At 68.5% G+C, this 12687-nt stretch carries 8 protein-coding genes and 1 pseudogene; 3 read left to right on the top strand and 6 right to left on the bottom strand.

Annotated elements, in window-relative coordinates:
* Positions 1-472: 472 nt before the first annotated feature.
* Both PXH83_RS30590 and PXH83_RS30585 read right to left on the bottom strand, forming a co-directional pair.
* A complete protein-coding gene (locus PXH83_RS30590) occupies positions 473-1312 on the bottom strand; it encodes an IS5 family transposase (protein ID WP_274564759.1) in 840 nt (279 codons plus the stop codon).
* Positions 1313-1733: 421 nt separating this feature from the next.
* The gene (locus PXH83_RS30585) at positions 1734-2189 is read right to left on the bottom strand and encodes a hypothetical protein (RefSeq protein ID WP_274564757.1); all 456 of its coding nucleotides are present in this window, start codon (positions 2187-2189) and stop codon (positions 1734-1736) included.
* 521 nt (positions 2190-2710) lie between these two features.
* On the opposite strand from PXH83_RS30585, the gene PXH83_RS30580 reads away from it, so the two are divergent.
* From PXH83_RS30580 to PXH83_RS30570, 3 genes and pseudogenes are all read left to right on the top strand, one after another.
* Positions 2711-4384: a LuxR family transcriptional regulator gene (locus PXH83_RS30580; RefSeq protein ID WP_274564755.1), complete on the top strand. Its 1674-nt coding sequence runs from the start codon at positions 2711-2713 to the stop codon at positions 4382-4384.
* Between the two features lie 159 nt (positions 4385-4543).
* A complete protein-coding gene (locus PXH83_RS30575) occupies positions 4544-5929 on the top strand; it encodes an FAD-binding oxidoreductase (protein ID WP_274564753.1) in 1386 nt (461 codons plus the stop codon).
* A gap of 115 nt (positions 5930-6044) precedes the next feature.
* A pseudogene (locus tag PXH83_RS30570) lies at positions 6045-6371 on the top strand (MarR family winged helix-turn-helix transcriptional regulator); the annotation flags it as partial.
* Positions 6372-6391: 20 nt separating this feature from the next.
* Here the strand turns inward: PXH83_RS30570 and PXH83_RS30565 are convergent.
* The 4 genes from PXH83_RS30565 to PXH83_RS30550 all read right to left on the bottom strand — a co-directional run bounded on the left by PXH83_RS30565 (position 6392) and on the right by PXH83_RS30550 (position 12658).
* Positions 6392-7882, bottom strand: coding sequence for an FG-GAP-like repeat-containing protein (locus PXH83_RS30565; RefSeq protein WP_274564752.1), 1491 nt, complete (start codon positions 7880-7882; stop codon positions 6392-6394).
* A 492-nt stretch (positions 7883-8374) separates the two neighbouring features.
* Positions 8375-9199, bottom strand: a complete 825-nt coding sequence (locus PXH83_RS30560; protein WP_274564751.1) for a MerR family transcriptional regulator — start codon at positions 9197-9199, stop codon at positions 8375-8377.
* Between the two features lie 37 nt (positions 9200-9236).
* A complete protein-coding gene (locus tag PXH83_RS30555; protein ID WP_274564750.1) occupies positions 9237-11462 on the bottom strand; it encodes a terpene synthase family protein in 2226 nt (741 codons plus the stop codon).
* Positions 11463-11560: 98 nt separating this feature from the next.
* Positions 11561-12658 carry a DNA glycosylase AlkZ-like family protein gene (locus PXH83_RS30550; protein ID WP_274564749.1) on the bottom strand — a complete coding sequence of 366 codons (1098 nt, stop codon included), beginning with the start codon at positions 12656-12658 and terminating at the stop codon, positions 11561-11563.
* Positions 12659-12687: the final 29 nt, after the last annotated feature.

The raw sequence follows: 12687 nt of genomic DNA, 5'->3' as shown, positions 1-12687 counted from the left end.
TCAGATCGGGGCAGGTCGGGTCGGTGCGACGACTCCGCACCAGCCTCCGGCCTACCCGCTCCCTCCAAAACACCAGACACCTCCCCACCGCTCGCCGGGCGCCCACAGGCCGGCGAGATCCCTTCCGCAGACTGCACGGAAGAGACGGGGCCACCATCGCTGTTCCGCGCTACGTCAACGGCAAGTGGATCAAGTACCAGGCATGCCAGGACATCCATGACTACGGCCGTGCAGTCAAATGCACCGACTGGTGGAAGTGATCCCGCGCGAAGCCCTTCAAGAGACGCCCACGATGCGAATTGACGCCCGCGCGACCGCGGTTATAGACGCCGCCTCTCTTATGGGGCTTGTCGGGCGTGAACGGGCATGACGGATCTGATTGAGCGGCTGGTGCGGGACGAGTTACCCGTGGTGGGCTGCGTGCGCATTCTCAAAGAGCGTTTTGTCCCGGCGAGGTTGTTTGGTTCGAGGTTCAGGTGTCGCGCCAGTTGGGGGTGGATTCGCGGGTGAGTCTGCGGCTTATGAGGTCGATCATCGCGACGTGGATTATGGCTTCGGAGCGGTGGGGGTGGGTTTCGTAGTCGCGGGCGAGTCGGCGGTGGTGCATTAGCCAGCCGAAGGTCCGCTCGACAACCCAGCGTCGGGGGATGACTTTGAATCCTTTGACGCCTGGGTCGCGTTGTACGACCTCGACGTCGATGCCCAGACGTGCGCCGTGGTCGATGGCTTTGGTGCGGTAGCCGGTGTCGGCCCATGCTTTGGTCACGCGGGGGTGGGTGGCGGCGATGTGTGACATCAGGTGCATGCCGCCGACGTTGTCGGAAACGCTCGCCGCGGTGACCCAGACGGCTAGGAGCAGGCCGAGGGTGTCGACCCCGATGTGGCGCTTGCGGCCTGCGATTTTCTTGCCGGCGTCGATGCCCTGGCCCACCGCGGGTACGTTCGCGGAGGTCTTCACACTCTGCGCGTCCAGTACGCAGGCGGTTGGCTCGCTGTCGCGGCCTTCGGTCTCTCGCACCAGACGACGAAGGAGACCGTTGAGCCGGTCGAAGACGCCTTCTTTCTGCCAGGCGGCGAAGTAGCCGTAGACCGTTTCCCACGGCGCGAAGTCGTGGGGCAGGTAGCGCCAGGGGATCCCGGTCCGGTCGACGTAGAGGATCGCGTCCATGATCCGACGCAGGTCGTGCTCGGGCGGCCGGCCGATGTCCAGGCCCTTGCCTCTGCGCTCGGCCCGCCAGGTGGTGAATGTGGGCCCGATCAGTTCCCAGCGTGCATCCGAGAGGTCACTGGGATACGGGCGTTGTCGCGTCATGTTTCGGTAGTACCGTCGGGCAGTCCGTCTCTCCAGGGCGCAAATGGCGCCAAGCGGGGGCGCCTTGGGATCAGACAGGAGCGAACCGAAGGAAACGGGCTACCGAAGGAAAGCACCTGTCCCATCCGTCACATGGAGCACCTCTGCCCCATCAGCCCTCATCGACTCGCCCTTTGAAGCCTCACCAAACAACCTCGCCGGGACAAAACGCTCTTTCAGAACCTGCTTTTGAAGTCGAATGCGCGGCGAGTTCCTCCAAGTGCTGCCCGCCCAGAAGCAGTTGTGTGTCACGTCCAGTCCAGGCCTGTACGACGCCGAACGTCGAGTTCTCCGCCGTAGCGGCAGAGCCCAGGTAGTCGCGCGAACCGCCCTGTGTCGGCCACCCCGTGGGGCGGCCGACACAGGCTGGACGAGCACCAGCTCATGTCCGGGAGGTGGTGCGCAGCGCAAGGGCGCACCATATGGCCGCCGCCGTCAGTGCAGCCGCAGCCATCGCACCCAGTACTGGTGCCTCCGGCCGCCAGCCCAGCGAGAGCCGGGTGCCCAGGGCGGTGAGCACGACTGCGATCCGCCCCGCGGCGTAGACCGGCACCCTGGCGGCGGCGGCCCGCAGTGCGGCTGCCACCGCCAGGCCGGTCGCAGTCCAGGCGACCAGGTACGGCCAGACTGCCCCCAGAGCGGCGGACGGCAGCCCGTATTCCTCGGGGCCGATACGGAACAAGGCGGTCGCCCAACCCAGGCCCACCCCGAGGACGGTGATGCCGGCCACCCACAAGGCATGACGCCAAAGCGGGCCTGGCCGCACGGCCTCTTCGTGTTCGTCAGGGTCGGAGGGGTCGATTTCGTCAGGGCTGGAGGGGTCGAAGAGTTCGATCATGCCCAGGAGGACGCGCCTAGACGGCCGGACGTTCCTTCCGTGGAATGCGCATGCCGGGTTCCGGGTGATGGTCCAGCAGCCGGCGCGGCCAAGCGGCCCGACAGTCGGTTCTTGCACCCTTCCGCCGATCGCTTCTCAGGCCGTACTGAAAGCTGACTCGCGGCGACCAGCACCACAAACGTGTGACGGAGAGTCAGGAGAGTCCGACGGGATACAGGGGGAATACACGGGGCTGGCAGCGGGTGTTCACCGCGGACGCCGAGCTGGAGGTGCTCGACGATGCGGGCCATTTCGCGCCCGAGGAGGCCCCGGAGGCCCTCGCCGCAGCCACTGAGCGAGCCCTCGCCCGCCTGGACTGAGTAACGGCCCGGGTGATCAAGGTCTCGGCCGGAGGAGTCCGGGGGCGGCTGACGGTCTTGATGGGAAGGTTGAGGTGCTTTTTCGCTCAGCCCTCAGGAGGCGTCCGCTCCTATCCTGGTGAGGGGTGTTCCGGCTCACTGAGAGCGAGAAGAGGAGCCGCGGTGGCTGAGCGGATCACCAGTACCGAAGAGGCGATCGAGCAGGCGAGGGGCGCTGCCGCCCGCGAGGCCTGGGCCGATGCGTACGCCGTCCTGCACGACCTCGACCCCGGCCGTATGGCCCCCGAGGACCTCGCCGCGCTCGCCGATGCCGCTTGGTGGACCAGCCGCATCGAGGAATCCATCGTTGCGCGGACAAGGGCGTATTCCGGGTACGTGCGCGCGGGCGCCGCCCGCCAGGCAGGGTTCTCCGCCTGGATGCTTTTCTACGAGTACCAGCTGGCAGGACGTACGGCCGCTGCCGCCGGCTGGCTGCGTCGGGCGCGGCAGCACCTCGGCAGCGAGCCCGAGTGCGCCGAGCAGTGTTATCTCGTCTGGGTCGAGGCAGAGGAGGCACAGCAGCGTGGTGCGTTCGACGAGGCGATGGCCAGTGCCCGCCGCATGGCAGGCATCGCGCGGCGTTGCGGCAGCCGGGATCTCCTCGCCATGAGCACCCAGGCGCAGGCGAGTGTGCTGCTGGCGCAGGGGCGGGTCGCCGACGGGCTCGCACTGCTCGACGACGCCATGTGCTCGGCCATTGCGGGCGAACTCAGCTCGTTCTTCACCGGGTGGATCTACTGCCTGGGCCTTCAGCAGTGCATGGCATCCGCCGACCTCGAACGAGCCGTCGAGTGGACCGACGCCGCCATGACCTGGTGTGCGTCGATGCCCGAGGAGAACAACTTCCGGGGGCTGTGCCGGGTGCACCGCGTCGAGGTGCTCGAGCTGTGTGGTGACTGGCCCCGGGCCGAGACCGAGGCCGCCGTGACCTGCCGGGAGCTGCTCCCCTACGAGGCCCGGATGGCTGCGGAGGCGATCTACCTGATCGCAGGCATTCAGCGCCGGCGCGGCGACCTGGCTGCGGCCGAGGCGTCGTACGACCGTGCGCACGAGCTCGGCCGCGACCCGCAGCCAGGCCTCGCGCTGCTGCGCCTGGCCCAGGGCAAGGCCGACTACTCCGCTGCCGCCCTGCGGCTCGCACTGGCGGGCGAGGACGGCGGCGGTGGGCCCGACCGCCTCGGGCGCTGCCGGCTGCTCGCGGCCCAGGTCGAGGTCTCGCTCGCCCTCGGACAGCTCGACCAGGCCCGTACGGCGGCGGACGAACTGGAATCGTCCGCGCGCGAGTGGCAGCAGCGGCGCAAGTCCGAGACCACCGTGCTGCATGCGACCGCAGCGGCGGCGGGCGGTGCCGTGGCCTTCGCCGACCGTGACCTCGAACGCGCTCTGCGCCTGCTGCGCCGGGCGCTGTCGCTGTGGCTGGAGCTGGGAGTCCCGTACGAGGCTGCGCAAGTACGCATGACACTCGCTGCCGCCGACCGGGCCGCGGGGGACGACGAAGGCGCACGGCTGGAACTGCGAGCCGCGCATGCGGCCTTCGAACGGCTGGGCGCGGAGCCCGACGCGCGGCGGGCGGCGGCCCTGCTCAGCACTGTGCAACATCGGCGCGGCGATCTCACCGAGCGTGAGGCACAAGTTCTGCGCCTCGTCGCCGCGGGCAGGACCAACCGGTCCATCGCCTCCGAGCTGGTGATCAGCGAGCACACTGTCGCCCGCCACCTGAACAACATCTTCGCCAAGCTCGATGTGTCCTCCAGGGCAGCCGCCACGGCGTACGCGTACACACACGGCCTCGCTTAATCCCACGTACGTGAACCGGTGGCACATGGGCTGTTCTGCCCATGCCCGCCTCGGCGAGATGAGCGGTTCGTGCGATGAGCGTCGCCCGGCGCCGTGCCTATAACAGTGCTGTCTCCAATTCACCGATTCCCCCGAAGACGCGGAAAGCCGGTGGCGGCCATGACCACCTACACACCAGCCCTCGACCACAAGCTGCTGGAGCGGCTCCAGGGAGCCGTACGAGGCGAGATCATCCAGCCAGGCGACCCCGACTACGACGAGGCACGCAAGGTCTACAACGCGATGCACGACAAGCGGCCGGCGATCATCGTCCGGGCCGCCGACGTGGGCGACATCATCGCCACCGTCGACTTCGCACGGGACCAGAATCTGCTGCTGGCGGTGCGCGGCGGCAGCCACAGCGTCCCCGGCTACGGCACCTGTGACGGCGGCGTCGTACTCGACCTCGGGCGGATGCGCGGGATTCGGGTCGACCCCGAGGCTCGTACGGCCCGGGCCGAGGGCGGCTGCACCTGGGCCGATTTCAACCACGCCACGCACGCCTTCGGCCTGGCCACCACGGGCGGGGTCGTGTCCAGTACCGGCATCGGTGGGCTGACGACCGGAGGAGGCATGGGATATCTGACCCGCGGCTGTGGGCTGGCCTGCGACAACCTGATCTCGGCCGACCTGGTCACGGCGGACGGGTCCTTCCGGACCTGCACGAAAGAGCAGGACGCCGACCTGCTGTGGGCGGTGCGCGGCGGGGGCGGGAACTTCGGCGTCGTCGCATCCTTCGAGTACCGGCTGCACCCCGTGGCGGACATTCTCGGGGGGCCGACGTTCTATCCGCTCGACGGCGACGTAATGCGGCGATACCGGGACCTGATCGCCGATTCGGACGAGAAGCTCGGCGCCCTGCTCGTTGTCGCGCTCGGTCCGCCCGTACCGTTCCTGCCCGAACGCTGGCACGGGCGACCGCTCTGCGGAGTGATCACCTGCTGGACCGGCCCCGAGGGCGAAGACGACCAGATCCGTGCCCGGCTCGCCGAACTCGGGCCGGTCGTGGGGCAGTACGTCGAGCGCATGCCGTATCCGGTGATCAACACGCTGTTCGACGAACTGCTCCCCGCGGGCCTCTTCCACTACTGGAAGGGCACCTTCAGCCGGGGCCTGCCCGACGGGGCGATCGACGCGTACGTCGAGTACGGCGCCACTACGCCCAGCATCCAGAGCGCGACGGTCGTGTTCCCCATCGACGGCGCATGCCACCGGGTGGGGCCGGAGGAGACCGCATTCACCTACCGGGACGCCGACTTCTCGACCGCACTCAGCCCGACCCTCCTGACCCGAGCCGATTGCGAGGCCAATGTCGGCTGGGCGCGCGCCTTCTTCGCGGCACTCCAGCCCTACTCCGCGGAGGGCGGCTATGTGAACTTCATGGACCACGACGACCAGGACCGCGTCCGGGACAACTACCGTCAGAACTACGACCGTCTGGCGGCGATCAAGCGGCGCTACGACCCGGGCAATCTGTTCCGCCTGAACCACAACATCACGCCGTGAGAAGGCGGTGAGTGTGAACTATTCGCTTAAGCGGCGTCCTCGGTTTCCGGAGCATTCACTGAGCCGGACCTCTTCCGACAACTCGCCTTGACATCACCTTCAGTGGTCAGCTTCGTCGAGGCTGACCAGCCTGTCGTCCGGCGCGACGACCATCCTGTTGAACCGCCTCGAAGCGGCCGGGCACATCGTCCGCACCCGAGAGCACACCGACCGCAGGATCGTGACGCTGCGCAGCAGCCCCAACGTCAGGCCGCGCGCCGAGGAGTTCTTCGGCCCCTACGCCGAGCGCATGGCCGCGGAGATGTCGCAGTACACCCCTGCGCAGCTACAGCAGTTCGAGGACTTCATCAACCACCTCCGCAGGACCATGGATTCACTGCTCACGAACGAGTACCAAGAACACCGCCCCGGCACCCGCCCATCGCCGGGCAGCAACACCTGACATCGGGTGTGCGGCGCCGGTCACTCGGCGAGGGATGCGCCGAACCGTGCCGCTGTCGAGGGAGCGCCCAGCGTGGCCCCGCCGAAGGAGAAGGAGCCGGTGGCGGTGATCCCCGTGGAGTTCGCGGCGAAGACCCACACCGCGCCCTTGCCCGCGTTCTCGTCCGGGTCACCGACGACCAGGCCGTACTTCTTGTCGCCGTCGCCGTCGGCAAGGGCGGTCTCCGAAGCGAACCGGTCCTGTGACTCGGCCGTCCCCGGCACACCACTCGTCCGCTGGCTGAAGGCCTTCGCCCCGCTGCCGGTCAGGCCGGAGGCGCTCCCCTTCAGTACCAGCACGCTGCCCGCGTTGAGCACCGAGTCCAGGTCCTCACCGGGCAGACCGGTGGCCACGTCGGGATAGCCGTCGCCATTGGTGTCGCCGATGGACACTGCGCTCCCCATGCCGTCGCCCCGCTCCGCCGTACCCGGCACACCCGTTGTGGCCTGGTTGATCCACACCGGCTTGCGGGTGGTGGACAGTCCGCCGGGGCCGCCGTACACGGCCGCCACGGCTCCGCCCTTGGTGGGCAGCCAGGCGTCGCTTTCGTGGTGGTCGATGGAGTGTCCGACGACGATGTCCTCGTAACCGTCGTTGTCGAGGTCGCCGATCTCGATGTCCTCGCCGCCGATGACATTGCCCTGCGCGTCCTTCAGCGCGGATCTCTCCGTCAGGCCCGCGGAGCCGCCGGTGAGCAGGGTGACGCCGCGCGGGTCCCGCTCGCCCGTGAGCTGCGTGCCCACGGCGAGATCGTCCACGCCGTCGCCGTTGACATCGCCTGCGGCCGCCGGGCCGATGACGGCGACGTCGGCGCCCAGCTCGGACGTCGAGATCCTCGCCGGCTTCTCGTCGCGGCTGAACGGCCCGTGCATGATGGTGACATCGTGCCGTTCCGTCTCGTCGCCCGTGCCGATCACGTCGAGCAGCGCCAGGTCGGGGTGGCCGTCGCCGTCGAGGTCACCGACGGCGGCTCCCTTGAACTGGAAGACGTCGTTCCAGCTGCCCGGCGGCAGATACGGGATTCTCTCCGGCTCGGCCGAAAGTCCCTGCGGCCCGCCCCAGGTGATCGCCATGCGCCAGCCCGGCTCCATGCCGACGGATGAGTAGTGGACCGGCGAGATGAGATCGGCGTACCCGTCACCGTCGACGTCGGCGCTCTGCAAGGCGGTGCCGAACGCGGTCGTCCGCGTGTCCGACCCCTCCGGGTCCGGCAGCGCCACAACCTGCTTGCGCTGGGTGGAGAACCCTCCGGCGGACCCGTGGAGCACGCTGACCGCGCCCCCGCCGTTGTTCGACTTGGGTGCGCCGATCGCCAGGTCGGCGTATCCGTCGCCGTTGAAGTCGTCGTGCAGGGCGGGGCCTGCGGTAGGGACCGCCACGGCAGCCGATGCCGCCAGGATCAGGCCCGTACCGGCACAGGCCAGCACGACGGCAATCGCAACGGACGTACTGCGGAAACTGCGGGAAGACAAACCAACCCCCATGTTGTGGCCGACTGTTGCCTCAGACGAATCGCAAGATCCGTAGCCACCAAGACCCGCACCAAGCGCAAACGGTTGTACGCCCTCCCGCCACCTGTCGTTCACCACAGGGGGCGCCGTCGAGGGCCGGCTCGGCAGGCCGGCCTGGTAGCCCGGACCGTGGGCTACGCTCCCAGTTCGAACTCGCTTCGGCATGAGAAGAAGAACCGATGGACGCCAGGATCGCCCGGATCCAAGCCAAGCTCACCGCACCGCCGACCACGGAGAAGGCCACTCTTGGCCCCGTGCTCACCTGGCTGCCGCCTGCGCTCAGGACGGCGACTGGGATGAGCAGGCGCTGTCGGCGTGAGCTCGACGGACCAGCCGGTTCCCCAGCCCCGGCCGAGAAAGTAACGGTTGTGGGGTGTCGAGGGACGTCTGACGTCCCCCGTGCCTGGGCGTGGCTTCTCGCCCGGGCACGGGGTGTCATCTCAGAGGCCGGGGTCAGCGCGAGGTGATCGGCTCCTGGATCTCGGTTACCCATTGGCCGGGATCGTCGGGGCATTCGAGGTAGAGCTCTCGGGCGTAGCCGGCGGAGCGGTAACCGTTGCTGTCGATCCAGCGGGCCAGCGTCTGGGCCGTGGGCATGATGTTGTCCATGGAGCCGCGGTGCACGACGGTGGCGGAGCTTTCGATCGCAGGCAGGTCCACGATGGAGAAGTCGTGGCCGTCCTTCGGGCTCGTCCCGACCGGAAGTGCGGCATGCACGAGGATCGCGTCGCCGCCGTCCGGGGAGTCCTCGTAGTAGGCGATGCCCGGCCCCGCCGACACCACGCCCACCTGGTCCAGCCTTCGGCACAGCTCGTCGAAGAGCGGCCCGATGACCGGGCCGATGTGTTCCGGCTCGTAGCTGGCGGCTGTGCCGCTGAGCTCGGCGACCCTGACAGCTGGAATGCGCTTGACCACCACGTCATGGGTACTCATACGTCCCTCACTCTCAATCGTCCGGAGCCTCGCCTCGACTTGGGTCAGCCGTGCCGCTGCGGCTGCCACAGCCTCTTCGAGCTCTGCCCGTCGCAGCCGCAGCATCCCGCGCAACTGCTCAGGACTTACCTGCTCGTCGAGGATCAACTGCACCTGCTGGAGTGTGAATCCGAGATCCTTCAGGGCGATGACGCGGTTGAGCCGGGCGAGCTGGCCCGCTTCGTAGAAGCGATAACCGCTGACCGGGTCGACATGGGCAGGACGCAGGAGCCCGATCGCGTCGTAGTGACGCAGCATGCGGACTGACACGCGGCCGTGCCGGGCGAAGTCTCCGATGGTGAACATGACGTCCCTCAGTGCATGGCCTCACACGGTGTCATGGTCAAGTATCGGTGCCAGGTCCACCCATTGCCGGTGCGGTGTGTGACGCTGCCGACGACCGCTCACCGATCCTGGCGGCGGAGGTACCGGGGCCGGTGGGGCCGTGGAGGAGGCGCTCAATGGGCCGTCGGGTGTAGCGGCCTGTCCGGCGGTACCACTGGTTGTCGCCGGCCATCCAGTCCTGGAGCGTCCTGACGTACGCGAGGACGTTCTCGGATACGTCCGGGCCCAGGTCCACAAGGAGTTGAGGCAGGTCGGTGGCGGCGGTCTCCTCGAACTCGCGGATGCGGGCGGTGAACAGGTCGTACGCGATGTCCACAGCCTGCTGCAGACCGCAGTCGAGGAACCGCTGGATGGTCAGGACGCCGTTGTTGACCTCCTGCTCCGAGTCGATCTCCTTGCGGTATGAGTAGATGTCGTTGCGAATGCCGACGGTGTCGGCGAAGGCGTTCACCAAGGTCTGCATCGGTGCGGACTCAAGGACTTCGGGCGGGAGTTCGCGGCCGGGAGCGTGGACGGTGAGGCCTGTCGACAGGTCCGTCCCGGCCGTGGTGCGGCGCATCTCCAGGTAGTCGACCGGGTCGGGCACCCGGTCCTCGATGATGTTGAACAGCTCCCACAGGTTGGAGCCGACGAAGTCCATCACATGGCCGGGGAACCGGCTCCGCAGCTCCCGCGGCATGGCCGGCGCGCTCAGCGCCCACACATCGGCCAGGCCGCGCTCCACCTGATTGGCAGGCTTCGGGGCGGCCGAGCCGTCCAGCGGCATGAACCGCGGCAGCCGGTCGACGGATGCTTTGGCCCCAGCCAGATCGCGCGGGTTCTTGTACGCGGTGACGAAGTAGTCGTCGAGGGAGAGCAGGCAGACGTCCCAGAGGGCCACCCGCTGGAGTTGCTCCTCGGTGGCATCCGGGTGGGTCAGGGCCGCGAACAGCGGCCAGTCGTCGGAGTCGAAGGTGTACTCGTCCCAGATCGCGGGGCCGGGCGGCGACTCCAGTGGGTCGAGCAGGCCCATCCGGCGAGCCCAGTCCTTGGCGTGGCGCCGCGCGGAGTCCACGTGCGGGTTGAGCCGCGCGGGCCACGGCAGGGTGAAGGACGGCAGGACGAACGGGTACCCGGGGGTGTTGCTCGTGTGACCGGGCTCGCGCGGGCGCGTGATCCGCAGGGCTGAGGCACCCAGCCCGGTGTGGCTGATCAACGGCCGGAACCCCGAGGGGGCCTGAGGTGGCTGGGAGTTCATGTAACGGCTTGAGCGCAGGTGCCACTCGAGGCCGCCCGCCTGCCAGTCCTGCAGGCCCTTGACGTACCGAGCCACATCCAGCCGGGCCTCGGGATCGAGGCCGTGCTCCTCCAGAAGCAGCGGCAGCTCCGTGGCGGCCGTGTTCTCGAACTGGTGCAGCCGGGAGGTACGCAGGTCGTTGACGCGGTCGGCGGCGCCCTGCGGATCACAGCCGAGGAACCGCTCGACCACCAGTACACCGTTGTTGAGCTCGCCCTCCTCCCCTGTCTCCCGTTCGTAGGAGAAGACGTCATTGAGCAGATGCACACCGTCGGAGAAAGTGTCCCGCAGCACGCGCAGCTGCCGGGTGCCGACGACAGCGGCGGGGACCTCCGCGCCGACCGCGTGCTCCACCAGGTCCGCCGACCAGGGTGCTCCACCCGAAGTGCGGCGCAGCGCGAGGTACTCGATCGGGTTGGGCACCCGGTCGGCCTTCATGTTGGACAGCTCGCGCAGGCAGTCCTGGATGAGGTTCTGCGTACTGGTGGCGAAGCGGCGGCGCCATTCGGCCGACCTGGCGGGGACGGTGCGCGGCCACAGGTCCGACAGCGCTCGCTCGTCCGGGTTCGCCTGAGTGGGCGCGACCCCGTCCAGAGGCGTGAACAGGGCCAACCGGGCCAGGTGCGCTCTGGCGCCGTCGTAGTCCCTGGTGCGCTTGAACACCTGGAGGAAGTGGTCGTCGAAGAAGAAGACCCACACGTACCAGTCGGTCAGCAGAGCGAGTTCCTCGGCGCTCGCATCAGGGTGGACGTAGGCGTTCATCAGGGCGTAGTCCATGGAGTCGAACCGGGCCTCGTCCCAGACCGGACTGCCGTCGGGGCCCGCGTGGTCCAGCATCCCCATCTCGCGCGCCCACGCTTTGCTGTGCTCGCGCGCGGACCCGAGATGCGGATTCAGACGCGCGGGCCACGGCCGGTAGAACTCGGGAAGCCGAAAAGGCTGCGGCATGACGCGCCCTGCCCAATTCTCTCGCTGGTTCACATTCGGGTTCACATTCGGGCGCGAGGGTTCCACAACTGGGCGTGAGTCAGGAGCGTATTCCCAGCTCAACCATCCGATCGAGCGATGTGCAGCCGGGTCTCCGCCGCGCCGCGCGCCGAGGCCACAGTGGCGGCTTCGACCTCCAGTTCCCTGCGGACGGCGGAGGACAGCGGTCCGAAAGGGGTGACCGTCAGGTCGAGCTTGCGACCGGCGGCCTTGGCACGCCAGATACCGGCGATCTCCGAGCCGATCAGCAGCACGCCCGGACCACCGATCGCTCGCCAGATCTCCTTCTCTCTGCTCTTGTCCGGCACGACCAGTCCCCGGTCGCGTGCCTGCAGGAACGGATCGCCCGGCGGAAGCAGCCGTACGAATCCCCGGCTCTTCGCCGACAGCAGTGCGTCCAGGTCGGAGGCAGGCAGCCATGCCTTCTTGCCGCGCAGCCACACCTCCACCAGGTCGTCCGGCCACACCGCCTTGACGACAGCCGGTTTGGTGCCGAGGTACTTCGCCACCTCGGCGGGCGTGGCGGGGCCGAGGAAGCGCAGATAGGCGCGCACCAGCTCGGTGGTCCCTGACGCCTTTGCCGGTACGGGAAACCTCTCGCCCAGCGGGGCCAAGATGGTCTTGCCCCCTTCCGACCGGACCCCGATCCCTCCGAAAATCCCGGCCTGTTGGAACAGCAGCCCGGAGATGTGCTGCGCACCGCACCGCGCACACCAGTACGTCAGCGACTCCGGTACGGACGCACTGACCGCGGTACTGACCTCACCCTTGGGCATCGGCGCGGTCACGACCTCGCGAAACGCCTCGGCGGTGACCCGGAATGCCTCGCCCCCGAGCCGCGCCCCGTCCCTGATCACCGCAGTGTCGATCCGCGCCGTTGCATCGGCGTCGTCCAGCGGCCAGAGGGCTGCGGCGAGCGCCGGCAGGTCCGCACGCCGGTGCAGATGGGGAGCGCCGCGGAACGACCAGAGGAGCTCTAGCCCGTCAAGTGACGCGCCCCGCGCGGCCAGCGCCTGCCGGGCCGATCCGTTCGGCGTGTCCTGCGCTCCCATGACGAGTACGTCCGGTGCGGGCGAGGAGCGGTCGAACCCGTGGGCCGCGACCCGGTGGGCCAGTACCTGTTCCCGGCTCACTTCGATCCGGTGTGTGCTGCTCACGACCGCACCCTTCGCACGCGTTGTCCGTA

The organism is Streptomyces spiramyceticus (assembly GCF_028807635.1).
Taxonomy (GTDB): Bacteria; Actinomycetota; Actinomycetes; order Streptomycetales; family Streptomycetaceae; genus Streptomyces; species Streptomyces spiramyceticus.
Note: the sequence above shows the minus strand (reverse complement) of the source record. Positions and strands in the feature narration are given on the sequence as shown.